Below are 25,267 nucleotides of genomic sequence, written 5' to 3' on the forward strand. Positions count from 1 at the left end.
ACACCATGCTGCAGACTCGCGCGGCCTCCCACAGGTCGTCGCGATGCGCAATCGAAGTTGCGATCAATGGGTGATCAGTCAACACATGAATCGTAGGTGCATTTGCAGAGACTGTCAATTCATGTCTTATGTCTTATATAAGATAGAAGATGTGCCGTGGACTGTCTTCTAAAAGTGTGCTTCAATAACCCAATGCGACCCGAATCGCCCACCTTCAGCCCCCTGTATCGTCAGATAAAAAATCTGATGATTAATGCACTGCAGTCCGCCGAATGGCGGCCGGGGCAGGCTATTCCCAGCGAGCAGGAACTTGCACTGCGATTTAACGTAAGTCAAGGGACTGTACGCAAAGCCATCGACGAGTTGGCTGCTGAGAATCTGCTTGTCCGTAAGCAGGGCAAGGGCACTTATGTTGCCTCCCATAATGATCCGCGGGCCATGTTCCGGTTCTTGCGGCTCGTCCCTATGGATGGCGACTTGTCACATCCGCAAAGCATTCCCCTTGATTGCTGGAAGGCCAAGGCTGGTAATGAAGCGGCGCGGATGCTCGGTATCGAGCTCGGCGCGCCGGTAACCATCCTGCGGCGTCTGTTGCGTTTTTCAGGCAAGCCGGTGGTGGTGGATGAAATCTATTTGCCAGGCGAAATCTTTCATGGGCTCACCATGGAGGTGCTTCAGTCTACGCACGGCTCGCTCTATGGTCTGTTCGAAGCGCGTTTCGGTGTCCGTATGATTCGGGCGGAAGAGCGTATTCGTGCGGTGGCCGCAGATCGTATGACCAGTGAAACCCTAGGGGTTGTCGAGGGTGTGCCGTTGTTGTCGGTCGAGCGGGTGACCTATACCTATGGCGACCGTCCGGTCGAGTGGCGGCGCGGGTTGTATTCGACGGCAGAACACTATTATCTGAATGAACTCAGCTAGGTTAAGCAGGGTGAATTGATGGGTGGGCCCGGCCTGTCAATGCAGGGTAAGGGTATATACTTATAATTTTGTGTGGGAAAAGTGCGATTTGTTGATCGCAATTGCTAGAGGGAAAAATCTATGACAGAGGTGACTTTGAAAAAACAGCGCCCGAAGCATCTGGCGCTGAACGAGATTAGGCTGCCCTTGCCTGGCAAGGTCTCGATCCTGCACCGGGTTAGCGGTGCTGGTCTCTTCCTGATGCTGCCGGTTCTGCTGTCGCTTTTCGGTAGCAGTGTCGGTTCGCCCGAGTCCTTCGCTTCCTTCAAGGAAGTCGTGGATAACGTGTTCGTCAAACTCATCCTGTCGGGTTTGGTGTGGGCTTACCTGCATCATTTTTGTGCAGGCATTCGTTTCCTTCTGCTGGATGTGCATGTTGGTGTGGATAAGCAGTCCGCCGTGTCCAGCGCCCGTCTCGTGCTGATCGTCAGCCTCATCCTCACTGTCATTCTGGTGTCCAAGCTATGGTAAAGCCCATCATCGTCGGCGCCCATTACGGTTTCCGTGATTGGCTCGCCCAGCGCATCACCGCCGTGGTGATGGCGATCTACACCGTCGTTCTCGCTGTTGCCGTGTTGACTTCCTTCGATGGCTCCTATGAGAGCTGGCGCGGCGTGTTCAGCGGCGGCTTCATGAGGTTCGCGACCTTTCTATTCTTCATGTCCCTGTTCTTCCATGCCTGGATTGGCGTGCGGGACATCTTCATGGACTACATCAAGCCGACCGGCATTCGTCTGACCCTGCATTCGGTCGTTGCTCTTCTGCTCATCGGTTACGCCGGTTGGGCTGCTCAGATTCTCTGGAGGCTGTAAGTGAAAGTCGCAAAGCGTACCTTTGATGCGGTGATCGTCGGCGCTGGTGGCGCCGGTCTGCGGGCCGCCCTGCAGCTCTCCGAAGCCGGTCTCAAGACTGCTGTTCTGACCAAGGTCTTCCCGACCCGCTCCCATACCGTGGCAGCGCAGGGCGGTGTGGCGGCTTCCCTCGGGAACTCCACCGAGGACAACTGGCACTGGCATATGTACGACACCGTCAAGGGGTCGGACTGGCTGGGCGACCAGGATGCCATCGAGTTCATGGTCAAGAAGGCCAACGAAGTGGTCGTCGAACTTGAACATTACGGCATGCCGTTCGACCGTACCGACAATGGCAAGATCTACCAGCGTCCGTTCGGTGGCCACTCGCAGAACTACGGCCAGACCCCGGTGTCCCGTTCCTGTGCGGCTGCTGACCGTACCGGCCACGCGATGCTGCATGCGCTGTACCAGCGCAACGTGCGCGCCAACACCCAGTTCTTCGTCGAATGGATGGCGCTCGACCTGATCCGCAACGCCGACGGCGATGTGCTGGGCGTGACGGCGATGGAAATGGAAACGGGCGAAGTCTCGATCTTCCATTCCAAGGCCACCATCTTCGCCACCGGCGGTGCCGGACGCATCTATTACTCCTCGACCAACGCCTTCATCAACACCGGCGACGGCGTGGGCATGGCGGCGCGTGCCGGCATCCCGCTGGAAGACATGGAGTTCTGGCAGTTCCACCCGACCGGCGTGGCCGGTGCCGGCGTGCTGATCACTGAAGGTGTGCGCGGTGAAGGCGGCATCCTGCGTAACGCCTCCGGTGAGCGCTTCATGGAGCGCTATGCGCCGAACCTGAAGGATCTGGCCTCCCGCGACGTGGTGTCCCGTTCGATGGTCACCGAGATCAACGAAGGTCGTGGCTGCGGTTCCGAGAAGGACCACGTGCTGCTTGACATCACCCACCTGTCGCCCGAGACGATCAACAAGCGTCTGCCCGGTATTCGCGAGATTTCGATCCAGTTCGCCGGTGTGGATCCGATCAAGGCTCCGATCCCGGTCGTGCCGACCTGCCACTACCAGATGGGCGGTATTCCGACCAACTACAAGGGCCAGGTTGTGGTGCCGAAGGATGGCAACCCGAACGTCCCGGTTGCTGGCTTCTACGCCGCCGGCGAATGTGCCTGCGCCTCCGTGCACGGCGCCAACCGCCTGGGCACCAACTCGCTGCTGGACCTGCTGGTCTTCGGCAAGGCCGCTGGCGAAACCGTGGTGGCCGACTTCCAGTCCGGTCAGCTGACCCTCAAGCCGCTGCCCGAAAATGCAGCCGACGTATCGCTGGCGCGTATCGCGCGCCTGGAGGCCCAGACCAACGGCGAAGAGGTCCACGACGTTCGCCTCGCCATGCAGCGCACCATGCAGAAGCACGCTGGCGTGTTCCGTTTCGCCGACATGCTGAAGGAAGGCGTTACCAAGATCCTCGAGGTCGCCGAGCGTGCCAAGCACACCCAGATCAAGGACAAGTCCAAGGTCTGGAACACCGCCCGCACTGAAGCGTTGGAGCTGGATAACCTCATCGAAGTCGCCAAGGCTACGATGGTTTCTGCCGAAGCCCGCAAGGAATCCCGTGGTGCCCACGTGCGTGACGACGCAATCGATTGCGCCGAGACGCCGAACGGCCGTGACGACAAGAACTGGCTCAAGCACACGCTGTGGTACAGCGAAGGCAACCGTCTTGATTACAAGCCGGTCAATCTGCAGCCGATGTCGGCCGATGTCGAGCCGATTGCCCTTGCCAAGCGTACCTACTGAGCGTTCCGGAGAATAGAACATGAGCAGCAAGCGAACCGTACAGTTCAAGATTTACCGCTACGATCCGGACAAGGACGCCGCGCCGTACATGCAGGACATTTCCGTCGAGCTCGAAGAGTCCGACAAGAAGCTGCTGGATGCGCTGGTGCGCCTGAAGGCCAAGGACGACTCCCTGTCCTTCCGCCGCTCCTGCCGTGAAGGTGTGTGTGGCTCCGACGCCATGAACATCAATGGCAAGAACGGCCTGGCCTGCCTGACCAGCATGGACGATATCGCCCAGCCGATCACGCTGCGCCCGCTGCCCGGCCTGCCGGTCATTCGCGACGTGATCGTCGACATGACCCAGTTCTTCAAGCAGTACCACTCGATCAAGCCGTACCTGATCAACAACGAGCCGGCTCCCGAGCGTGAGCGTCTGCAGTCGCCGGAAGATCGTGAAGAGCTGAATGGCCTTTACGAGTGCATCCTGTGCGCCTGCTGCTCCACGAGCTGCCCGTCGTTCTGGTGGAACCCGGACAAGTTCGTCGGCCCGGCGGGCCTGTTGGCGGCTTACCGCTTCCTGGCGGATACCCGTGACCAGGCAACCAGCGAGCGTCTCGACAATCTGGAAGATCCGTATCGTCTGTTCCGTTGCCATTCGATCATGAACTGCGTCGATGTCTGCCCGAAGCATCTGAACCCGACGAAGGCGATCGGCAAGATCAAAGACATGATGGTGCGTCGCGCGGTATGACGCTCAACCGGGGGCGTGTGCGCTGGCAGTGCCGACGGGCTCTCCTTGAGCTCGATCTGGTGTTCACGCGCTTCCTTGAAAGGCACTTCGATCGTCTCACCGACGATCAGCTGGCCGATCTGGATGACCTCTTGCTCGTCGAAGACCATGACCTTTGGGCCATGGTCAACGGCAGCAAGCCGGTCACCAATGAGCGCTGGCAGGAAATGGTGGACCTGCTGCGGGCTCCGTAGCCGGGCAGGTCTAGTCAATAGGGAGCTGGAGTTTCAACAGGGAAAAGGGATCAAAATATGACCACGCAACGTACTGCTACACTGACCGTAGGTGACAAGGCCGTAGAGTTTCCGATCATGTCGGGAACCCATGGCAATGATGTGATCGACATTCGTACCCTGGGTGGCAAGACTGGGTACTTTACGTATGACTCCGGCTTCCTTTCCACGGCCAGCTGTCAGTCCAAGGTCACCTATATCGATGGCGACAAGGGCGAACTGCTGTACCGCGGCTACCCGATCGAGCAACTGGCCGAAAACTGCAACTTCCTGGAAGTCACCTACCTGCTGAAGAACGGCGAGCTGCCGAACGCGACGCAGAAGACTGACTTCGAAAAGACCATCAAGAACCACACGATGGTCCATGAGCAGCTGACCAAGTTCTACTCCGGCTTCCGCCGCGACGCTCACCCGATGGCCGTCATGACCGGCGTGGTCGGTGCCCTGTCCGCGTTCTACCACGACGCGATGGACTTCTCCGACTCCGAGCATCGCAACATCAGCTTCAACCGTCTGGTTGCCAAGATGCCGACCATCGTTGCGATGGCCTACAAGTACAGCACCGGCATGCCGTTCATGTACCCGGACAACGAGCTGGACTACACCGCCAACTTCATGCGCATGATGTTCGGCAACCCGTGCGAGAAGTACGAGCCGAACCCGGTTCTGGTTCGTGCCCTCGACATCATCTTCACGCTGCACGCCGACCACGAGCAGAACGCGTCCACCTCTACCGTCCGTCTGGCCGGTTCCTCCGGTGCCAACCCGTTCGCCTGTATCGCTGCCGGTATCGCCTGCCTGTGGGGCCCGGCGCACGGTGGTGCGAACGAAGCCTGCCTGCAGATGCTTGAGGAAATTGGCGACGTGTCCCGCGTCGGCGAGTACATCAAGCGCGCCAAGGACAAGAACGACTCCTTCAAGCTGATGGGCTTCGGTCACCGCGTCTACAAGAACTTCGACCCGCGCGCCAAGCTGATGGGCAAGGTCTGCGCCGACGTGCTCGGCGAACTGGGCCTCGAGAACGACCGCCTGTTCAAGCTGGCCAAGGAACTCGAAAAGATTGCCCTCGAAGACGAATACTTCGTCGAGAAGAAGCTCTACCCGAACGTGGACTTCTACTCCGGCATCGTCCAAAAGGCGCTCGGCATTCCCACTGAGATGTTCACCTGCATCTTCGCTCTGGCCCGTACGGTCGGCTGGATGACCCAGTGGGAAGAAATGATCACCGATCCCGAGTACAAGATCGGTCGTCCGCGTCAGCTGTACATCGGCGCCGCTCGCCGCGACGTCGTCCCGCTGGCCCAACGCGGCTAAGTTTGCCCGGAAGGGGAGGGGGAAACAGGAGAGCGAACGCGGGATGGTCGAAGCATCAGGCCATCCCGCTTCGTTTTCTGAAGAAGTGAATCAAACAGGGATTTCTCCCCACCGAAAGCAAGTACCTTCAAAAAGACAAGATATAAGCCAGGTGGTCGCCCATGATGAAACAGCTTTTTGAGAGCTCCCAACTGTTCGGCAGCAATGCGCCGTTCGTTGAAGAGCTTTACGAGAACTATCTCGACAATCCGGATTCCGTCACTGAAGAATGGCGGACCTATTTCGACTCGCTGCAGAATGTGCCCGGCAAGGGCCGCGACGTCGCCCACTACCCGATCATCAACGCTTTCGCCGACATGGCGAAGCGTGGCCCGGTCCGCACCGTCGTGGCGTCCGGTGTCGATCAGAAGCAGGTCAGCGTTCTGCAACTGATCAATGCCCACCGCTTTCTCGGCACCCGCTGGGCCCAGCTCGATCCGCTGAAGCGCACCGAGCGTCCCGAGATCCACGAACTCGAGCTGTCCCACTACGGCTTCACCGAGGCGGATCTCAACCAGACTTTCAACACCGGCTCTTTCCACGGCCTGCCCGGTGACCATGCCACCCTGCGCGAGATCCTCGACGCGGTGCGCCAGACCTACTGCGGCTCCATCGGCGCCGAGTACATGTATATCACCGACATCGGTGAAAAGCGCTGGATCCAGGCCCGCCTCGAGCCGACCAAGGGTCGCCCCGGCTACCAGGCCGAGCAGCAGCGTCGTATCCTCGAGCGCCTGACCGCAGCCGAAACCCTCGAACGCTACCTGCATACCAAGTACGTTGGCCAGAAGCGCTTCTCCCTCGAAGGTGGTGAGAGCACCATCGTTGCGATGGACGAGCTGATCCGCGTGGCCGGTGGCAAGGGCGTGCAGGAAATCGTCATCGGCATGGCCCACCGTGGCCGCCTGAACGTGCTGGTGAACACCCTCGGCAAGTCGCCGAGCATGCTGTTCTCCGAGTTTGAAGGCAAGGCCGCGTCCGACCTGTCGGCCGGTGATGTGAAGTACCACATGGGCTTCTCCAGCGATGTCATGACCGCCGGTGGCCCGGTGCACCTGACCCTGGCCTTCAACCCGTCCCACCTTGAAATCGTCAACCCGGTTGTCGAGGGCTCCGTGTATGCCCGTCAGACCCGCCGTGGCGCAAAGGGCAAGGCCGAGGTTATCCCGGTCCTGATCCATGGTGATGCGGCCGTTGCCGGCCAGGGCGTCAACCAGGAAATGCTGAACTTCGCGCAGACCCGCGGCTACGGCACGGGCGGCACGATCCACATCGTGGTGAACAACCAGATCGGCTTCACGACGTCCGATCCGCGCGACTACCGTTCTTCCCTGTACTGCACCGACATCTTCAAGATGGGCGAGGCGCCGATCTTCCACGTCAATGGTGACGATCCGGAAGCCGTGGCCTTCGTGATGGGCCTGGCTGTCGAATACCGCCAGGAGTTCAAGAAGGACGTCGTCGTCGACATCGTGTGCTACCGCAAGCTGGGCCACAACGAAGCCGACGAGCCGATGGTCACCCAGCCGCTGATGTACAAGAAGATCGCCAAGCACCCCGGCACCCGCAAGCTGTACGCGGACAAGCTGACCCAGCTGGGCATCGTCAAGGCCGATGAGCCGGAACAGTTCATCAAGGACTACCGCGCCGCTCTCGACAAGGGTGAGCTGCTGTCCAACCCCGTACTGTCCGACTTCAAGCGCCAGTTTGCGCAGGATTGGGCTCCGTACGCCGGCAAGGCTTATACCGACAAGTGCGACACCACCGTGCCGACCGCCGAACTCGAGCGTCTGGCCACCGCGCTGACCACCACCCCGGAAGGCTTTGCGCTGCACCCCCGCGTGCAGAAGATCATCGACGACCGCAAGGCGATGGGCGCCGGCAAGCTGCCCTTCGACTGGGGCATGGCCGAGAACCTGGCCTACGCCAGCCTGCTGGTGCAGGGTTTCGGTATCCGCATCTCGGGTGAGGACGTCGGCCGCGGCACCTTCTTCCACCGCCACGCCGCCCTGCACGACCAGAACCGTGACCAGTGGCACGATGGCACCTTCTACCCGCTGCAGAACATCCGCGAAGGTCAGGGCCCGTTCTACTGCTACGACTCCGTGCTGTCCGAAGAGGCTGTGCTGGCCTTCGAATATGGCTACGCGACCGCCGAGCCGAACCAGCTCGTGATCTGGGAAGCCCAGTTCGGCGATTTCGCCAACGGCGCCCAGGTGGTGATGGACCAGTTCATCAGCTCTGGCGAAGCCAAGTGGGGCCGCCAGTGTGGTCTCGTCATGATGCTGCCGCATGGCTACGAAGGTCAGGGCCCCGAGCACTCTTCCGCCCGTATCGAGCGCTACATGCAACTGTGCGCCGAGATGAACATGGAAGTGTGCATCCCGTCCGGCCCGTCGCAGATCTTCCACCTGCTGCGTCGCCAGGCCCTGCGCAAGCTGCGCAAGCCGCTGGTGATCATCACGCCGAAGTCCCTGCTGCGCCACAAGGACGCGATCTCCTCCCTGGACGATCTCTCCAAGGGCACCTTCCAGACCGTGATCGGCGAAGTGGACGAGCTCGACGTCAACAAGGTCAAGCGCGTGGTGATCTGCTCCGGCAAGATCTACTACGAGCTGCTGGCCCACCGTCGCGCCAACAACATCGACGACATCGCCCTGGTTCGTCTGGAACAGCTCTATCCGTTCCCGCGCGAAGCCTTCGCGGCCGAAGTGAACAAGTACCCCAACGCCAAGGAAGTGGTGTGGTGCCAGGAAGAGCCCCGCAACCAGGGCGTGTGGTACTGGCTGGCGTCCCGTCACCATCTGGACAGCGCCCTCGGCGACGAGCGCAAGTTCCTGCTGGTGGCTCGTCCCGCAGCCGCCTCGCCGGCGGTCGGTTACTACGCCAAGCACAACGCGCAACAAAAGGCAGTCATCGAAAATGCGTTTGGCGAAATCAAAGCCTGATGCAAACGTCCACGCCGAACTGAAAACAAGGGAGAAGATATGCTGATCGAAGTCAAAGTGCCCCAACTGTCCGAATCCGTTTCCGAAGCCACGCTGGTCAGCTGGCACAAGAAGGAAGGCGACGCCGTTTCCCGTGACGAGAACCTGATCGACATTGAGACCGATAAGGTCGTGCTGGAAACCCCGGCTCCGGCCGACGGCGTGCTCGTCAAGATCGTCAAGAACGGCGGCGACTCGGTGACTTCCGGCGAAGTGATCGCCACCATCGATACCGAAGCCAAGGCTGCAGCCGGCGCTCCGGCCGCTGCTGCCGCTCCGGCTGCCGCTGCCCCCGCAGCTGCTACGGCTGCCGGCGCTGCCAGCCCGTCCGCCCGCAAGATCCTCGACGAGAAGGGCATTGCTGCCGCTGACGTCGCCGGTTCGGGCCGTGGCGGCCGTGTGACCAAGGAAGACGCCGTTGCTGCCCAGCCGAAGGCCGCTGCGCCGGCGGCTGCGGCACCGGCCGTGGCCGTTCCGGCTGGTGATCGCGTCGAACAGCGCGTTCCGATGACCCGTCTGCGTGCCCGCATCGCCGAGCGCCTGATCCAGTCCAAGAACGAAAACGCCATCCTGACCACGTTCAACGAAGTGAACATGGCTCCGATCATGGCGCTGCGTAAGCAGTACGGTGACAAGTTCGAGAAGGCTCACGGCGTGCGTCTGGGCTTCATGGGCTTCTTCGTGAAGGCTGCCGTCGCCGCCCTCAAGAAGTTCCCGATCCTGAACGCCTCCGTTGATGGCAACGACATCGTCTACCACGGCTACATCGACATCGGTATCGCTGTCGGTTCGCCCCGTGGCTTGGTGGTGCCCATCCTGCGTGATGTGGACAACATGTCCATCGCCGACATCGAGAAGAAGATCGCTGAATTCGGTCAGAAGGCCAAGGACGGCAAGATCTCCATTGAAGAGCTCACCGGCGGCACGTTCTCCATCTCCAACGGTGGTGTGTTCGGCTCCATGATGTCCACCCCGATCATCAACCCGCCCCAGTCCGCGATCCTCGGCATCCATGCCACCAAGGACCGTGCCGTGGTCGAGAATGGTCAGGTCGTCGTGCGTCCGATCAACTACCTCGCCATGTCCTACGACCACCGCATCATCGACGGCCGCGAAGCCGTCCTGGGCCTGGTCACCATGAAGGAAGCCCTGGAAGATCCGGCCCGTCTGATCCTGGACGTCTGATCTATCCAACCGTCGGCACGGTCGCGGCCCGCAAGGGCTGCAGCCGTGCCGCGTTTTTGTCTGCACAAGGAAGAGACTAAATGGCGAAGCAATTTGATGTGCTGGTCATCGGCGGTGGTCCCGGTGGCTACGTGGCAGCGATCCGCGCCGCACAACTCGGTTTCAACACGGCCTGCGCCGAATCCAATCCCTACGCCGACCCGAAGGGCGAGCCCCGCCTCGGCGGCACCTGCCTGAACGTCGGCTGCATCCCGTCCAAGGCGCTGCTGCACACTTCCCACCTGTTCGAGGAAGCCGGTCACGCCTTTGAAGAGCAGGGCATCTCCGTCGGCACGCCGAAGATCGACGTGGCCAAGATGATCGGCCGCAAGTCCAAGATCGTCGAGCAGCTCACCGCCGGCATCAAGGGCCTGTTCAAGAAGAACAAGGTCACCTTCCTGGCTGGCCACGGCGCCTTCGTCGGCAAGACCGACGCCGGTTGGCAGGTCAAGGTCGGCGAGGAAGTCGTCGAAGCCAAGCAGGTCATCGTGGCGACTGGCTCCACCGCCCGTCACCTGCCCGGCATCCCGGTCGACAACAAGCTGGTCTGCGACAACATCGGCGCCCTCGACATCGACGCCGTGCCCAAGCGCCTCGGCCTCATCGGCTCCGGTGTGATCGGCCTGGAAATGGGCTCCGTGTGGAAGCGCCTCGGCGCCGAAGTCACCATCCTCGAAGCGATGGACAGCTTCCTCGCGGCCGCTGACCAGGACGTGGCCAAGGAAGCCCTCAAGCTGTTCACCAAGCAGGGCCTCGACATCAAGCTGTCCGTCAAGGTTGGTGCCGTCACCGTCGGCAAGAAGTCCGTCACCGTCGAGTACGAAACCAAGGACGGCGCGCAGACGGCTGAATTCGACCGCCTGATCGTCTCCGTCGGTCGCGTGCCGAACACCGCTGGCCTCAACGCCGAAGCGGTCGGCCTCAAGATCGACGAGCGCGGCTTCGTCGAAGTCGATGGTCACAACCGTACCAACCTGGACGGCGTGTGGGCGGTGGGCGACGTGGTGCGTGGCCCGATGCTGGCCCACAAGGCCATGGAAGAAGGTGTCGCGGTGGCCGAGACCATCGCAGGCCAGAAGGGCCACACCAACTTCGACACCATCCCGTGGGTCATCTACACCTCGCCCGAGATCGCCTGGGTCGGCAAGACTGAGCAGCAGCTCAAGGCCGAAGGCGCCGCCTACAAGGTCGGCAAGATCCCGTTCATGGCCAACGGCCGTGCGTTGGGTGCCGGCACCCCGGCCGGTTTCGTGAAGATGATCGCCGACGCCAACACCGACCGTATCCTCGGCGTGCACATCATCGGTTCCAATGCTTCCGAGCTGATCGGCGAAGCCGTGGTGACGATGGAGTTCGCCGGTGCGTCCGAAGACCTGGCGCGTATCTGCCACGCTCACCCGACCCTGTCGGAAGTGGTGCACGAAGCCGCCCTGGCGGTGGACAAGCGTCCTCTGCACTTCTGATGACGGCGGCCGGCGCTGTGTAGTCCTTTGTAGCCGGCTCCGCGCATCACCCGGGGGTGGTCAGGCAGTAAAATGCCTGACCACCCCCGTTTCCATAAGTGGCGCGACCCTAGAGCGCCCAGACAACACCTGCCACGACGATGCCCCATCGAATCCTCAAGGTTGCCGAGCACGGCATGCTCGAAGCCTACGAAGCCACCCTCAAGGTCCGCGGCTTCAAGTCCGATCCCGCCCAGCGCGCCGCTGCCCAGCGCCTGCAAGGCCTGTACACCGAACTCGTCGCCTTCAAGGCGGCCCGCAAGGGCACCCTCCGCAAGCTGCTGTCGCGGCCCAAGCAGCCGCGCAGCGTGTACTTCTGGGGTGGCGTAGGGCGCGGCAAGAGCTTCCTGATGGACTGCTTCTACGATTCGGTCCCGTACCAGCGCAAGCGTCGCGTGCATTTCCACGCCTTCATGCAGGAAGTGCAGAACGACCTGAAGAACCTCAACAACGAAGCCGACCCGCTGCAGAAGGTCGCCGACCGCATCGCGCGCCAGACCCGCCTGCTGTGCTTCGACGAGTTCCACGTGTCCGACATCGCCGACGCGATGATCCTCGGCCGCCTGCTCGACGCGCTGTTCGCCCGCGGCACCATCTTCGTGATGACCTCCAACTACCCGCCGGACGGCCTGTACCCCAACGGCCTGCAGCGCATCAACTTCCTGCCGACCATCGACATGATCAAGCGCCGCTTCGACGTGGTCGAGGTGGATCACGGCACCGATTACCGGCTGCGTACGCTCGAGCAGATGGATGCCTTCCTGGTGCCTGCCGACGAAGCCGCCGACAAGCACCTGGCGGCGGATTTCGAGAAGATCGCCTGCACCAAGGGCAAGCCCGGCGAGATCGAGGTGCTGGAGCGCAAGCTGAAGGTTCAGCGCATCGCACCCGGCGTGATCTGGTTCGACTTCGACACCCTGTGCGGCGGCGCGCGCTCCCAGAACGACTACCTGGAAATCGCCCGCGAGTACCACACGCTGATCCTCTCGCGCGTACCGAAGATGAGCGCCGCGATGGCCTCCGAGGCGCGCCGCTTCACGTGGCTCATCGACGTGCTCTACGACCACAGGGTCAAGCTGCTGGTCAGCGCCGAGTGCCAGGCCTACGACCTCTACGTGGAAGGCCGCCAGGCCAACGAGTTCCACCGCACGGTCAGCCGCCTGATCGAGATGCGCTCCCGCGACTACCTCGCCGAAGCCCACCGGACCTCCGCAGTCTGAAGCCCCACATGAAACGCCGCCAGGCCTGCCTCGCCCTTGCCTTGCTGGCCGTGCTCGCCACGGCCCGGGCGGAGCCGCGCCTGGAGATCGTCACGCTGCGCCACCGGCCCGCCGAACAGATCCTGCCGGCGCTGCGGCCGCTGGTGGAGGCTGGCGGGGCCTTGTCCAATATGGGCGACAAGTTGCTGTTGCGCGTCTCGCCGGCCAACCTCGCCGAACTGCGTGCCGCCATCGACGCGCTGGATACGCCGCTGCGCCGTCTCGTGGTGTCCGTGCGCCAGGACCGGGATGTGGCGGGGCAGGGTGGTGGCGCCGGCGTCAATGCTCGCCTGTCGCCCGGCAACAGCCGCGTGATCGTCGAGGCCGGGGCCGGCAGCACCCGCCGCAACGAACAGATCAGCCAGCAGGTTCAGGTGGTGGAAGGCGGAAGCGCGCTGATTCGCGTCGGCCAGTCCCTGCCCGTCGGCATGCGCGAGTGGCGCGCCGGCCCCAATGGCTGGCAGGCCGTGGACAGCGTGCGCTTCCTGGACGTGGGCAGCGGCTTCATGGCCGCGCCGCAACTGATCGGCGAGCAGGTCAGCATCGACATCACGCCGGCCGTCGAGCAGCTCCGCCCTGACGGCAGTATCGAATCCTCCCGCCTGTCCACCCAGGTCCGCGGCCGCCTCGGCGAATGGATATCCCTCGGCGGCAGTCAAACCGACAGCCGCCGCTCCGACTACGGCACCGGCGGCGTCCGCCAGGGCGACAGTCAGAGCCGCGGCCAGGTCTGGCTGCGGGTCGACGCCCTCGACTGAGCCGCCCCTTGCTTTTCAGTACCATGAACGTCGAACAAGCCTTCGCGCCCGATGGCCCCCTGGCCAAGGCCATTCCCGGATTCGCGCCGCGCCGCCAGCAGATGGAGATGGCCGAGCACATCGCCTTCACGCTGAAGGAGAACCGCGTGCTCGTCGCCGAGGCCGGCACCGGCACCGGTAAGACCTACGCCTACCTGGTGCCGGCGCTGCTGAACGGCGGCAAGGTAATCATCTCCACCGGCACCAAGACGCTGCAGGACCAACTCTTCAACCGCGACCTGCCGACCATCCGCGCTGCCCTCAAGGTGCCGGTCGCGGTGGCGCTGCTGAAGGGCCGCGCCAACTACGTGTGCCACTACCACCTGGCCCGCAACCTGGCCGACGCGCGCCTGCAGACCCCCGAGGACGCCACCCACCTGCGCGCCATCGGGCGCTTCATGGAGATCAGCCAGACCGGCGACAAGGCCGAATGCCCCGAGGTGCCGGAAGACGCTGCCGCCTGGATGTTCGCCACCTCGTCGCGGGACAACTGCCTGGGCCAGGAATGCCCCAACATCAAGGAGTGCTTCGTCGCCGCGGCGCGCCGCAACGCGATGGACGCCGACGTGGTGGTGGTCAATCACCACCTGTTCTTCGCCGACGTGAGCCTGCGCGACGAAGGCATGGGTGAGCTGCTGCCGTCCTGCAACGCGGTGATCTTCGACGAAGCCCACCAGCTGCCGGAAACCGCCAGCCTGTTCTTCGGCGAGAGCGTGTCCACGTCCCAGCTGCTCGAACTGGCCCGGGACACCCGCTCCGAGACGGTGGCGGCCGCCCGCGACTGCCTGGACCTCATCGAAGCCACCCGCAAGCTCGAAAAAACCACCCGCGACCTGCGCCTGTCCGTGCAGGCCGAGAATGCCCGCTTCGGCTTTGCGCAGATGGAAGACAACAAGCCCTTCCACGAAGCGCTGGAAGCCCTCGGCGACGAGCTGGCCGCCTTCGGCGCCATCGTCGAGACCCAGGCCGAGCGCTCCGAAGGGCTGGCCAACTGCCTGCGCCGCACGCAGGAGCTGCAGGAGATCCTGGCCCGCTGGATCAAGCCCGAGAACACCGACTGGGTGCGCTGGGTGGAAGTCTTCAGCCAGGCCCTGTCCCTCAACGCCACGCCGCTGTCCATCGCCAGCATCTTCAAGCGCCAGATGGACGGCCACCCGCGGGCCTGGGTGTTCACGTCGGCCACGCTGGCGGTCGGCAAGGACTTCGGCCACTATTGCCGCGAGCTGGGCCTGCACTGGGTCGAGCCGCCGATCGAGACCGCCGTGTGGGGCAGCCCCTTCGACTATCCCGCCCAGGCCGTCCTCTACGCCCCCCAGGGCATGCCCGAGCCCAACAGCCCGGACTACCCGGACGCCGTCGCCAAGGTGGCCTTTCCGCTGATCCGCGCCGCCCAGGGGCGCACCTTCGTGCTGTGCACTTCGCTGAAGGCCATGCGGCGCATCCATGAACTAATCGGCGATTACCTGGAACGGGAAAAGCTCGACCTGCCGCTGCTGATCCAGGGCGAGGGCTCGCGCACCGAACTCCTCGACCGCTTCCGCCGCCTCGGCAACGCCATCCTGGTGGCCAGCCAGAGCTTCTGGGAAGGCGTGGACGTGCCCGGTGACGCGCTGTCGGTGGTCGTTATCGACAAGCTGCCATTCGCCCCGCCGGACGACCCGGTGCTCGCTGCGCGCATCGAGCACATGCAGAAATCCGGTCGCAGCCCCTTCATGGAATACCAGCTGCCGCGCGCCGTCATCAACGTGAAGCAGGGTGCCGGCCGCCTGATCCGCACCGAACGCGACAAGGGCGTCCTCGCCATCTGCGACCCCCGCATGCTCACCAAGCCCTATGGCAAGCGCGTTTGGCAGAGCCTGCCGCCGATGACCCGCTCGAAGGTCGAGGCGGAAGTCGTCGCCTTCCTCGAAGACCTGCCACCGCCAGCCAGCGGGCGCTGAGATCTCGCCAGGGCGTCCGCTAGAACGGTAGATGCCGAAGCACTTTTCGATGAAATTTGCCGAAAAACGGAATTCAATCATCCGTTGATGGATGAACTCCTTCCAGTTTTGCGACCGCAAAACTGAAAATTTCGACGTTTTCATCGAATCTTCGGGCGAGTCCGTCGAATTTCGGAGGGCCGGATTCGAAGTTTCGGTGAATGAGCTCGAAATTTCGATGTCCGAGTCCGAGTATTCGAGCTCAGAGGTCGAAGTTTCGATGAAATAGTCCGAAACTTCGGCCTCTGAGCTCGAAGAGTGGAAGGCTTCTTTCCGTTTTTCCTGTATCGCGCCCCAGTCCCGATGGCGAGCCCTTCTTGTCCCGGTGTAACCTACCTGCCTTTCCCCGGCGAATACTCTGGCATAGCATCCGCGCCTGCCTCGGGGCTGTTGCGCTGTGGTGTTTCGCCGTCACGGCTACTGCAAAATCAGAAAGAGTCAATGCGGGATCAACACCTATGTGACCGTGCGCGCGAGTTCTTCGCGCGTCTTGCAAACGACAAAGCCCGGGCGTGGGCGCATGGTGTAATCAATGCGATTCGCGCGACATACCCGGCAATCGACGTATGGGCGACCGGCGGGCTTGACCAGTATGTTGATATACGCATCGGAAAACGAGGGCGTAAGGCTTTAAGAGGAGCACCAGTTCTTTATTTATGGATCGAAACGAACAGTAAATGGCCTCGATTGTGGGTGCACGAGGACATTCGCCAAGGGGTTATGCCACATCCGCTAACTCATACTGATGCCCCTGCTGAGAACGATGTAAGGCAATGGTTGATCAAGCATGCCGATCAGTTTAGCTCTCGCTTGAGGGACTTCAGCGGAGGGGGACTCGACCCTGTTAGCTATCAGAACAATACAGGCGCCAAAGCGCAAGGCGAAACCGAGGAGGTCAATATCGTGGAGCAGCCTCTTTTTTCCGCAAATCCTGTGTTGAATCAAATTCTCTTTGGCCCTCCGGGAACCGGGAAAACTTTTAGCACAATTGAGCAGGCCTTAAGTATTCTGGATCCTCAGCTACCTATAGATGCCATTGGTCGAACGGATTTAAAGAAAACCTTTGATCATTACGTGGCACTTGGGCAAATCGTTTTCACAACCTTCCATCAAAGTTTCAGTTACGAGGATTTCGTTGAGGGCTTGCGGGCCGTCAGTGCCGAAGGAGAGCTGGAATATGTGGTTGAGGCCGGTGTATTCAAGCGTTTGTGCGAACGTGCAAGCGCAGGCTTAGTCGCCGACGAGGATCCGTTCGATGCAGCGCTCGCTCTTCTGCAAGCGCAACTGGAGCAAGCTGGCGGCGTGCTTGAGATGAAGACGCCCTCGGGGAAGAAATTCAAAGTAACCTATGAAGGGGGAGCTACCTTCGGTTTTGTGCCAGATAGTAGTCAAGGTGATGGGGGCGAGAACCATTCCAAATATCGAGCTAACATGACCTACGTACGAAAGCTATTTTCCGGCGCGGACGCCAAGGGCATGTATAACATTTCTTACGTGCGGGGAATGCTGAACTACTTGAGGGAAAAGTGCGGCCTGCCTGCTACTCCTCCGGTAATCACATCAAACCAACCAAAGAAGCCGTTTATTCTCATCATCGACGAGATTAATCGAGGGAATGTATCTCGAATTTTTGGTGAGTTGATTACCCTGATTGAGCCGTCGAAGCGGGCTGGCCAACCCGAGGCGCTTGAAGTGACACTACCCTACTCAAAGGAGGCATTCAGTGTGCCGGATAATGTGTTCATTATCGGCACGATGAACACCGCGGATCGTTCTCTGTCTGGGCTTGATATTGCGCTGCGGAGGCGGTTCGAGTTTGTCGAGATGTCACCACAGCCGGAGCTTCTGAGCGACCTGGTCGTGGATGGCGTCAATATTGGCGAGTTGCTACAGGTGATGAATGACCGTATTGAGGTTTTGCTAGATCGGGATCATTGCTTGGGGCATGCGTATTTTATAGAGCTTCGGAGTTTTTCTGTGCCTGAAGTCGCTGATTTAGCGAGGATCTTTCGTAATAAGATTTTTCCGCTTCTGCAAGAGTATTTCTTCGAAGACTGGGAGCGGATCGCGTGGGTACTGAATGATCACCGAAAGACAAACGAGAGTTGCCGGTTTCTGATCAGGCCCGCGAGCACCGTTGAAGAATTGTTCGGCCCTGACGTTTCTGTAGCGCCCCAAGGACTGAGATGGACAATAAACCCGGAGGCCTTTAGCTCCATTCAAGCTTACGCCGAAATTATTGACGCGAGCGGCAGTGGAGCCGTGGGCGCGTGAAGCCAGTTGTCACCGTCCGGGAGCATGCGCGACTGACTACCGTGATCGACGTCAAGCAATCTCTTGATCTGGCAACGGTGTCAAACAGTGCTTTCGATTGGCTTTGCCAGCTCAGTGCGGGTTTTCGCAAAGGTGGGGCGTCTCTGGTACAAGTCGAGGACAGGCGGTTTCTGCGTTTGGACAACTATGTGGGAACGCTGGAAACCCCTTGTGGCACCCGCTTGGAGATCCTGCCGAAACATGTCGAGGATGAAGGTGCTGCCATAAACAGTCGCGCGCTTCTGATTCGCATGATTTCTACTAGCCTTGACTTGCCTGCGCGGGAGGCCGGCGAGGCATCCTTGTCATTGTTTAGCTCACCCATTTCCGAATGGGTGATTGGCCAATTCTTGGTCGCTCTGGACCACCTTGTCAAAAGAGGGATTCGCTCGGATTATCTTCGGGTGGAGGCCGCTGAACCCTATCTTCGAGGACAGCTAGATGGCGTACGCCAGATGCGCCAACCACCAGGGCGACAGCATATTTTTCAAATTAGACATGACATCTTTGTGCCTGATCGTCCAGAGAATCGCTTGCTCAAAATCGCATTGGATTATGTGTGCAAGGCCGCTCAGACTCCGGCTAACTGGCGACTCGCTCATGAGCTCCGAAGTCTGTTGAAGGAAATTCCAGCCAGTCGAGATATTGCCGCTGACTTTAAAGCTTGGCGCCGCGATAGGCTGATGGCCCATTACCACGCTATTCGCCCATGGTGCGAGTTGATTCTTTACCGGCACATGCCCCTTGCCGTCGCCGGTAAGTGGCGCGGGGTCAGCATGCTTTTTCCTATGGAGAAGCTTTTTGAGCGCTACGTGGCAGCAAGCCTGCGTAAAATTTTGCTGCCTGGTTCGAAGCTGATCCTGCAGGCGGCACGTCATGCTTTGTGCAAGCATTATGGATTGCCCATGTTCCAGTTGCGACCGGACATGTTGGTTGAGCACTCAGGCTCGCGTTGGATTCTTGATGCCAAGTGGAAGCGCTTGGATGGCAGAGATAGGGATGGCAAATACGGTCTTGCTCAGTCCGATTTCTATCAATTGTTCGCCTATGGCATGAAATACTTGAATGGCGTTGGGGATATGGCCTTGGTTTATCCGCAGAACGGATATTTCCATGGAATTCCCGAGCCCTTTGAGTTCAGTGATGGATTAAGGCTGTGGGGTGTGGCTTTTGATCTTGAGTCGGGGCGCTTTTTGAACATTGAGCAAGCCGGTTTGCCTGTGGTGAGCAATGGGGGCTGAGCGAGTACGGGATCTGCTTCTACTGTCCACTGTCTAGTAAAGTCCATTTTCCTAGGTGTTCCCAACAAGTCCGTTGGAGACAAGGCCTTGCTACAATCCCGCGCCTGTCAATCCGTTGGTGGCGCGGGTCATGAAGGTATTCGGTTTCGCCGGCTGGTCCGGTTCGGGCAAGACCACGCTGATCGAGAAGATCATTCCGGAGATCACCGCCCGCGGTTTCCAGGTGTCGGTGATCAAGCATGCGCATCACGGTTTCGACATCGACAAGCCGGGCAAGGATTCCTGGCGCCACCGGGAGGCGGGGGCCAGCGAGATCCTGCTGGTGTCGGACGAGCGCTGGGTGTTGATGCACGAATTGCGCGGCGAGGCGGAACCCGATCTGAACGCCCAACTCCAACGCCTGTCGCCCTGCGACATCGTGCTGGTGGAAGGCTTCAAGGCGGTGCCGATACCCAAGATCGAGGTCTATCGCCCGGCCCACGGCCGTCCGCTGCAGTATCCCGACAATTCGTCCGTCGTCGCGATCGCCACCGACGCGGCACTCGATGCCCCCATGACCTGTCTGAATCTCAACGATGCGGCCGCCGTGGCCGATTTCATCCTCCACCATCAGGGGCTCCTATGAATACTTCCCTGCGTCCTTTCGAAGAGGTGCGCGACGCGCTGCTGGCCGCCGCCGAGCCGGTGACGGCCATTGAGACGGTGTCCACGTCGGCGGCCCTCGGCCGTGTGCTGGCCGCCGATCAGGTGTCCGGCCTCAATGTGCCGCCCCTCGACAATTCCCACATGGACGGCTACGCGGTGAGCACTGCCGACCTGCCGGCCGCCGGCACGCGCCTCGTCATCGGCCAGCGCATCCCGGCCGGCAGCGTCGGCCGCACCCTGGCCCGCGGCACGGCGGCGCGCATCTTCACCGGCGCGCCGATCCCGGCTGGCGCCGATGCGGTGGTGATGCAGGAGCTGTGTGAGGCGGACGGCGACGGAGTGGTGATCAACCATCTGCCCAAACCCGGAGAGTGGGTGCGCCGTGCCGGCGAGGACATTGCCCAGGGCAGCACCGTGCTGTCGGCCGGCGTGCGCCTCAATCCGCAGATGCTGGGTCTCGCCGCATCGGTGGGCTGCGCGACGCTGCCGGTACTGCGGCGCCTGCGAGTGGCGCTGTTCTCCACCGGCGACGAACTGGTGATGCCCGGCGAGCCGCTGCCGCCCGGCGCCATCTATAACTCCAACCGCTACGTGCTGCGCGGCCTGCTGGAGGCTCTCGGCTGCGAGGTCAGCGACCTGGGTATCGTGCCGGACAAGCTCGACGCAACCCGCGCGGCGCTGCGCGACGCGGCCAGCCGCCACGACCTGATCGTTACCAGCGGTGGCGTGTCGATGGGCGAGGAAGACCACATCAAGCCGGCGGTGACGGCGGAAGGGCGGCTGGATTCCTGGCTGATCGCCATGAAGCCCGGTAAGCCGGTGGCCTACGGCCATGTGAACGATCCGGCCGGCGGTGCCGGCGCGGCCTTCATCGGCCTGCCCGGTAACCCGGTGTCGAGCTTCGTCACCTTCATCCTGCTGGTGCGCCCCTTCGTGCTGCGTGCCCAAGGCGTCAAGGACTGCCTGCCCAAGGCGATCCCGCTGGAGGCGGCCTTCGACTGGTCCAAGCCCGATCGTCGCCGGGAGTTCCTGCGGGCACGTCTCGGTGCCGATGGCCGCGTCGGGCTGTACCCCAACCAGGGGCCCGGCGTGCTCACGTCCACCGTGTGGGCCGACGGCCTGGTGGACAACCCTTCCGGGCAGGTCATCAAGGCCGGCGACCGGGTCCGTTTCATTCCTTATTCCGAACTACTGTCATGAGCGTCAAGGTCCTGTATTTCGCCAGCCTGCGGGAAACCCTCGGCTATTCCCACGAAACCCTCACGTTGCCTGCCGGCATTGCCACCCTGGGGGATCTGCGCGCCCACCTGGCCCGCCGCGGTGGGGTGTGGGAGGCGCTCGGCGAAGGCCGCAACGTGCGGGCGGCGATCAACCAGGAAATGGTTGGCCCGGACGTGACGGTAGCGGATCGGGACGAGATCGCCTTTTTCCCGCCGGTCACCGGAGGCTGACATGAGTGAAATTCAGCGGCAATTCGATTCCGTGTCGGTCCAGGAGGCCGACTTTGACGTCGGTGCGGAGATTGCCGCCCTGTCCGCCGGCCGGGCCGACGTGGGCGCGGTGGCGAGCTTCGTCGGCCTGGTGCGGGCGGACAAGCTGAGCGGGGAGGGGAGCGAGGTGTCCGCGATGACCCTCGAACACTATCCCGGCATGACCGAGAAGTCCCTCGACGCCATCGTCACCGAGGCCTACGGCCGCTGGAGCTTGCTCGGCACGCGGGTGATCCACCGCTTCGGGCGGCTCGTGCCCGGTGATCGCATCGTCTTCGTCGGTGTGGCCTCCTCCCACCGGGGCGACGCCTTCGCTGCCTGCGAGTTCATCATGGACTATCTGAAAACCCGGGCGCCGTTCTGGAAGAAGGAAGACACGCCGGAAGGCGGGCGTTGGGTGGATGCCCGCGAGGGGGACGACGACGCGGCGGCCCGCTGGGACTGAGCGGCCTGCGCGCTGCGCAGCAGGGGCTGTTGGCGAAGTGTTGATTTCTCCGCAGCCTATTGCCTCCCCGGCCCAGGATTCCGCTTCTGGGGCGGGTCTGCGAGGGTGGCGCAATTGCTGCTATCGAATGGCCTCCTGTCCGAAGTCTGCAAGTCCGCTCCTGGTCATTTCTCCGGAACGCCGATGCTGTTGTTGCGTCGGCCCACTGTTCGTCGTCAATCCCCTGCCAATTGTCCCTGCCGCTTACCGGGCGCTGACCCAACAAGCCTAGATCATGTGGATCGTCAATATCGCCCTGCGGCGCCCGTACACCTTCATCGTGATGGCGCTGCTCATCTTCCTGGCCACGCCGCTGGTGCTGCTGCGTATCGCCACCGACGTGCTGCCGGAGATCAACATCCCGGTCATCAGCATCATCTGGAGCTACAACGGTCTGTCGCCGCAGGAGATGGCCCAGCGCATCACGACGCCCAACGAGCGCCTGCTGGCCACCACTGTCAGCGACATCGAGCACTTCGAGTCGCAGTCCTACAACGGCATCGCGATCATCAAGGTCTTCCTGCAGCCCAACGCCAGTGTCGATACCGCGATGGCGCAGATTGCCTCGACGGAAGGCGGTTCGCTACGGGTATTGCCCCCCGGGGTCAGCCCACCACTGGTGATCAAGTACTCCGCATCGGCGATTCCGGTGATCCAGCTCGGCGTGTCGAGTAAGTCGCTGCCCGAACAGACGTTGTTCGACACCATGCTCAACACGCTCCGGCCCAAGCTGGTGTCCATTCCTGGCATCGCGATGCCTTATCCCTACGGCGGCAAGAGCCGGGTGGTGTCGGTGGATATCGACAGCAGCGCGCTGCAGGCCAAGGGACTGGCGCCCATCGATGTGGTCAACGCGGTTAACGCCCAGAACCTGATCCTGCCCGGTGGCACCGCCAAGCTCGGCGCCACCGAGTTCAACGTCAAGATGAACGGCTCGACCCGCACGGTCGAGGAGCTCAATGACCTGCCGGTGCGTGTCGGCAATGGCCAGGCCATCTACCTGCGCGATGTGGCGGCGGTGCGCGACGGCTTCTCGCCACAGACCAATATCGTCCGCATGGACGGCAACCGCGGTGTCGTGCAGTCGGTGCTGAAGAGTGGTGGCGCGTCCACGCTGCAGGTCATCGACGCGCTGCATGTGGCCCTGGCGGACGCGCTGCCCAGCCTGCCGGACGACATCCAGGTCACGCCGCTGTTCGATCAGTCGGTGTTCGTCAAGGCGGCGATCTCCGGCGTGGTCCATGAGGGCCTGATCGCCGCCTGCCTCACCGCGGCGATGATCCTGCTGTTCCTCGGCAATTGGCGCACCACCTGCATCATCGCGATCTCGATCCCGCTGTCGGTGCTGTCGTCGATCATTGCGCTTTACGCGCTAGGGCAAACCATCAACATCATGACCCTCGGCGGCCTGGCGCTGGCGGTGGGCATTCTGGTGGACGATGCGACGGTGACCATCGAGAACATCGAGCGCTACCTGCACCTGGGGCACGATCTGGAGACCGCGATCCGCGAAGGTGCGGGGGAGATTGCCGTGCCGGCGCTGGTGTCCACGCTGTGCATCTGCATCGTCTTCGTGCCGATGTTCTTCCTCACAGGCGTGGCGCGCTTCCTGTTCGTGCCGCTGGCCGAGGCGGTGATCTTCGCGATGATCGCCTCCTACATTCTGTCGCGGACCCTGGTGCCGACGCTGGCGCTGCTGTTCATGAAGAACATGCAGCACGGCGCCGCAGCCCCGGACAGCCTGCTGCAGCGCGTGTACCGGCGCTTCGATGCCGGTTTCGAGCGCATGCGCGGCGGCTACATCCTGATCCTGAGTGCGCTCTTGCCGCGTCGCCGCAGCTTCATCGCGATCTTCCTCGGCGGCTGCGTGCTTTCGTCGGGGCTGTATTTCTTCCTGGGGCGGGACTTCTTTCCGGCGGCAGACGCCGGCATCATCCGCCTGCATTTCCGGGCCCCGACCGGCACCCGCATCGAAGAGACAGCGCGCCTGGCCGACCGCATCGACGCGGTGATTCGAGAGCACATCCCGGCGGAGGAGCTGGAGACCATCCTCGACAACCTGGGGCTGCCCTATAGCGGCATCAACCTGTCCTACAGCAACGCCGGCACCATCGGTACGCTTGACGGCGAGATCCAGATCGCCCTCAAGGAAAATCACGGCTCCTCGGCGCGCTACATCGACCGCCTGCGGGAGGAACTGCCGCGCCGCTTCCCGGGCGTGGAGTTCTTCTTCCAGCCGGCCGACGTGGTGACACAGATCCTCAACTTCGGCTTGCCGGCAGCCATCGACATACAGGTGGCGGGCAACAAGCTGCAAGACAACTTCCGCTTCGCGGCCATGGTCGAGAAAGCGGTGCGCCAGGTGCCGGGGGCGGTGGACGTGCATATCCACCAGCGCCTCGATCAGCCGTCCCTGCGCCTCGACATGGACCGCAGCCGCCTGCAGCAGATGGGCCTGAGCGCCGCCAACGTGGCGCAGAACGTGTTGATCCCGCTGTCCGGCAGCTTCCAGACCGCCCCCAGCTTCTGGCTCAACCCGAAGAATGGGGTGTCCTACAATATCTCCGTGCAGGCGCCCCAGTACCGGGTGGACTCCGTCGATTCACTGCTGCAGATCCCGGTGGCGGGCGCCAACGGGGTGCCCAACCAGCTGCTCAGCAATCTGGTTCAGGTGTCGTCGGCGCGGGAGCCGGCCATCGTGTCGAGTTACAACATCGAGCCGGTGATCGACCTCTACGTGAGCGTGCGTGGGCGCGACCTGGGCTCGGTGGTGGCCGACGTGGAGCGGATCGTCGAGGAGCTCAAGCCACAGCTGGCGAAGGGCAGTAAAGTCACGCTGCGCGGCCAGGCCCGCACGATGAACTCTTCCTTCATCGGCCTCGGCATTGGCGTGGTGATGGCGATCGTGCTGGTCTATCTGCTGATCGTCGTGAATTTCCAGTCCTGGGTGGACGCCTTCATCATCATCACCGCGCTGCCGGCAGCCCTGGCCGGCATCGCCTGGATGCTGCTCTTGACCGGCACCACGCTCAGCGTGCCCGCGCTGACCGGCGCGATCATGACCATCGGCGTGGCGACCGCCAACAGCATCCTGATGGTGTCCTTCGCGCGTCAGCGCCTGCTGGCCGGCGAGCCGCCGCTGTCGGCGGCGCTGGAGGCCGGGGCGACGCGCTTGCGCCCAGTGCTGATGACGGCGCTGGCGATGATCATGGGCATGCTGCCGATGGCTATCGGCCTCGGCGAGGGCGGCGAGCAGAACGCGCCCCTCGGCCGCGCAGCGATCGGCGGCCTGCTGTTCGCGACGCTGTCCACGCTGGTTTTCGTGCCGCTGGTGTTTGCCTCGGTGCATCAACATATTGCACGCCGGGCCGCTGCCCGGCCGCAACTGCCCCAGGGCAGCCTTGCCGAAGGACATTCCTGAC

21 protein-coding genes are annotated in these 25,267 nt (G+C 62.1%); all 21 read left to right on the forward strand.

Features of this window, described 5'->3' with window-relative positions; genetic code table 11:
- Window positions 1–192 precede the first annotated feature (192 nt).
- A complete protein-coding gene (locus ACE3RX_RS11580; protein WP_374483665.1) occupies window positions 193–921 on the forward strand; it encodes a GntR family transcriptional regulator in 729 nt (242 codons plus the stop codon).
- Window positions 922–1,041: 120 nt separating this feature from the next.
- Complete coding sequence (gene sdhC / locus ACE3RX_RS11585; RefSeq protein WP_374483553.1) at window positions 1,042–1,431, forward strand: succinate dehydrogenase, cytochrome b556 subunit; 390 nt, start codon at window positions 1,042–1,044, stop codon at window positions 1,429–1,431.
- On the forward strand, window positions 1,425–1,772 hold the full coding sequence (gene sdhD, locus ACE3RX_RS11590) for a succinate dehydrogenase, hydrophobic membrane anchor protein (RefSeq protein WP_374483555.1): 348 nt from the start codon (window positions 1,425–1,427) through the stop codon (window positions 1,770–1,772). Before sdhC ends, sdhD begins: the two co-directional genes overlap by 7 nt.
- The gene (sdhA, locus tag ACE3RX_RS11595) at window positions 1,773–3,566 is read left to right on the forward strand and encodes a succinate dehydrogenase flavoprotein subunit (RefSeq protein WP_374483557.1); all 1,794 of its coding nucleotides are present in this window, start codon (window positions 1,773–1,775) and stop codon (window positions 3,564–3,566) included.
- A 19-nt stretch (window positions 3,567–3,585) separates the two neighbouring features.
- Window positions 3,586–4,299, forward strand: a complete 714-nt coding sequence (locus tag ACE3RX_RS11600; protein ID WP_374483559.1) for a succinate dehydrogenase iron-sulfur subunit — start codon at window positions 3,586–3,588, stop codon at window positions 4,297–4,299.
- Complete coding sequence (locus ACE3RX_RS11605; protein WP_374483561.1) at window positions 4,296–4,532, forward strand: succinate dehydrogenase assembly factor 2; 237 nt, start codon at window positions 4,296–4,298, stop codon at window positions 4,530–4,532. Before ACE3RX_RS11600 ends, ACE3RX_RS11605 begins: the two co-directional genes overlap by 4 nt.
- Before the next feature lie 57 nt (window positions 4,533–4,589).
- Window positions 4,590–5,885 carry a citrate synthase gene (gltA, locus tag ACE3RX_RS11610; RefSeq protein WP_374483563.1) on the forward strand — a complete coding sequence of 432 codons (1,296 nt, stop codon included), beginning with the start codon at window positions 4,590–4,592 and terminating at the stop codon, window positions 5,883–5,885.
- Window positions 5,886–5,928: 43 nt separating this feature from the next.
- Entirely contained in the window at window positions 5,929–6,066 is a 138-nt protein-coding gene (locus ACE3RX_RS11615) for a hypothetical protein (RefSeq protein ID WP_374483566.1), read from the forward strand.
- Window positions 6,047–8,872: a 2-oxoglutarate dehydrogenase E1 component gene (locus ACE3RX_RS11620; RefSeq protein WP_374483568.1), complete on the forward strand. Its 2,826-nt coding sequence runs from the start codon at window positions 6,047–6,049 to the stop codon at window positions 8,870–8,872. Before ACE3RX_RS11615 ends, ACE3RX_RS11620 begins: the two co-directional genes overlap by 20 nt.
- 39 nt (window positions 8,873–8,911) lie before the next feature.
- Entirely contained in the window at window positions 8,912–10,096 is a 1,185-nt protein-coding gene (gene odhB / locus ACE3RX_RS11625) for a 2-oxoglutarate dehydrogenase complex dihydrolipoyllysine-residue succinyltransferase (RefSeq protein ID WP_374483570.1), read from the forward strand.
- A gap of 80 nt (window positions 10,097–10,176) precedes the next feature.
- Complete coding sequence (gene lpdA, locus ACE3RX_RS11630; protein ID WP_374483572.1) at window positions 10,177–11,598, forward strand: dihydrolipoyl dehydrogenase; 1,422 nt, start codon at window positions 10,177–10,179, stop codon at window positions 11,596–11,598.
- A 140-nt stretch (window positions 11,599–11,738) separates the two neighbouring features.
- Window positions 11,739–12,857 carry a cell division protein ZapE gene (zapE, locus tag ACE3RX_RS11635; protein ID WP_374483574.1) on the forward strand — a complete coding sequence of 373 codons (1,119 nt, stop codon included), beginning with the start codon at window positions 11,739–11,741 and terminating at the stop codon, window positions 12,855–12,857.
- An 8-nt stretch (window positions 12,858–12,865) separates the two neighbouring features.
- Complete coding sequence (locus ACE3RX_RS11640; protein WP_374483576.1) at window positions 12,866–13,654, forward strand: hypothetical protein; 789 nt, start codon at window positions 12,866–12,868, stop codon at window positions 13,652–13,654.
- 23 nt (window positions 13,655–13,677) lie between these two features.
- Window positions 13,678–15,633, forward strand: coding sequence for an ATP-dependent DNA helicase (locus ACE3RX_RS11645; protein ID WP_374483667.1), 1,956 nt, complete (start codon window positions 13,678–13,680; stop codon window positions 15,631–15,633).
- A 297-nt stretch (window positions 15,634–15,930) separates the two neighbouring features.
- Window positions 15,931–17,946: an McrB family protein gene (locus ACE3RX_RS11650; protein ID WP_374483578.1), complete on the forward strand. Its 2,016-nt coding sequence runs from the start codon at window positions 15,931–15,933 to the stop codon at window positions 17,944–17,946.
- Window positions 17,943–19,226, forward strand: a complete 1,284-nt coding sequence (locus ACE3RX_RS11655) for an McrC family protein (RefSeq protein WP_374483580.1) — start codon at window positions 17,943–17,945, stop codon at window positions 19,224–19,226. The genes ACE3RX_RS11650 and ACE3RX_RS11655 overlap by 4 nt, the downstream gene beginning before the upstream one ends.
- 130 nt (window positions 19,227–19,356) lie before the next feature.
- A complete protein-coding gene (mobB, locus tag ACE3RX_RS11660; RefSeq protein WP_374483582.1) occupies window positions 19,357–19,851 on the forward strand; it encodes a molybdopterin-guanine dinucleotide biosynthesis protein B in 495 nt (164 codons plus the stop codon).
- Window positions 19,848–21,071: a gephyrin-like molybdotransferase Glp gene (gene glp / locus ACE3RX_RS11665; protein ID WP_374483584.1), complete on the forward strand. Its 1,224-nt coding sequence runs from the start codon at window positions 19,848–19,850 to the stop codon at window positions 21,069–21,071. The genes mobB and glp overlap by 4 nt, the downstream gene beginning before the upstream one ends.
- Window positions 21,068–21,322 carry a molybdopterin converting factor subunit 1 gene (moaD, locus tag ACE3RX_RS11670; protein WP_374483586.1) on the forward strand — a complete coding sequence of 85 codons (255 nt, stop codon included), beginning with the start codon at window positions 21,068–21,070 and terminating at the stop codon, window positions 21,320–21,322. Before glp ends, moaD begins: the two co-directional genes overlap by 4 nt.
- A 1-nt stretch (window position 21,323) precedes the next feature.
- Window positions 21,324–21,806, forward strand: a complete 483-nt coding sequence (gene moaE / locus ACE3RX_RS11675) for a molybdopterin synthase catalytic subunit MoaE (protein ID WP_374483588.1) — start codon at window positions 21,324–21,326, stop codon at window positions 21,804–21,806.
- A gap of 274 nt (window positions 21,807–22,080) precedes the next feature.
- Window positions 22,081–25,266: an efflux RND transporter permease subunit gene (locus ACE3RX_RS11680; protein WP_374483590.1), complete on the forward strand. Its 3,186-nt coding sequence runs from the start codon at window positions 22,081–22,083 to the stop codon at window positions 25,264–25,266.
- Window position 25,267 lies beyond the last annotated feature (1 nt).

Origin of the sequence: Zoogloea sp. (assembly GCF_041914405.1) — a bacterium.
GTDB lineage: Bacteria > Pseudomonadota > Gammaproteobacteria > Burkholderiales > Rhodocyclaceae > Zoogloea.

Bases quoted from the DNA above. Each gene is read 5' to 3' on its own strand.
- ACE3RX_RS11580 (WP_374483665.1), top strand. From the start codon at position 193: ATGCGACCCGAATCGCCCACCTTCAGCCCCCTGTATCGTCAGATAAAA.
- sdhC (WP_374483553.1), top strand. From the start codon at position 1,042: ATGACAGAGGTGACTTTGAAAAAACAGCGCCCGAAGCATCTGGCGCTG.
- sdhD (WP_374483555.1), top strand. From the start codon at position 1,425: ATGGTAAAGCCCATCATCGTCGGCGCCCATTACGGTTTCCGTGATTGG.
- ACE3RX_RS11600 (WP_374483559.1), top strand. From the start codon at position 3,586: ATGAGCAGCAAGCGAACCGTACAGTTCAAGATTTACCGCTACGATCCG.
- ACE3RX_RS11605 (WP_374483561.1), top strand. From the start codon at position 4,296: ATGACGCTCAACCGGGGGCGTGTGCGCTGGCAGTGCCGACGGGCTCTC.
- gltA (WP_374483563.1), top strand. From the start codon at position 4,590: ATGACCACGCAACGTACTGCTACACTGACCGTAGGTGACAAGGCCGTA.
- ACE3RX_RS11615 (WP_374483566.1), top strand. From the start codon at position 5,929: ATGGTCGAAGCATCAGGCCATCCCGCTTCGTTTTCTGAAGAAGTGAAT.
- ACE3RX_RS11620 (WP_374483568.1), top strand. From the start codon at position 6,047: ATGATGAAACAGCTTTTTGAGAGCTCCCAACTGTTCGGCAGCAATGCG.
- odhB (WP_374483570.1), top strand. From the start codon at position 8,912: ATGCTGATCGAAGTCAAAGTGCCCCAACTGTCCGAATCCGTTTCCGAA.
- lpdA (WP_374483572.1), top strand. From the start codon at position 10,177: ATGGCGAAGCAATTTGATGTGCTGGTCATCGGCGGTGGTCCCGGTGGC.
- zapE (WP_374483574.1), top strand. From the start codon at position 11,739: ATGCCCCATCGAATCCTCAAGGTTGCCGAGCACGGCATGCTCGAAGCC.
- ACE3RX_RS11640 (WP_374483576.1), top strand. From the start codon at position 12,866: ATGAAACGCCGCCAGGCCTGCCTCGCCCTTGCCTTGCTGGCCGTGCTC.
- ACE3RX_RS11645 (WP_374483667.1), top strand. From the start codon at position 13,678: ATGAACGTCGAACAAGCCTTCGCGCCCGATGGCCCCCTGGCCAAGGCC.
- mobB (WP_374483582.1), top strand. From the start codon at position 19,357: ATGAAGGTATTCGGTTTCGCCGGCTGGTCCGGTTCGGGCAAGACCACG.
- glp (WP_374483584.1), top strand. From the start codon at position 19,848: ATGAATACTTCCCTGCGTCCTTTCGAAGAGGTGCGCGACGCGCTGCTG.
- moaD (WP_374483586.1), top strand. From the start codon at position 21,068: ATGAGCGTCAAGGTCCTGTATTTCGCCAGCCTGCGGGAAACCCTCGGC.
- moaE (WP_374483588.1), top strand. From the start codon at position 21,324: ATGAGTGAAATTCAGCGGCAATTCGATTCCGTGTCGGTCCAGGAGGCC.
- ACE3RX_RS11680 (WP_374483590.1), top strand. From the start codon at position 22,081: ATGTGGATCGTCAATATCGCCCTGCGGCGCCCGTACACCTTCATCGTG.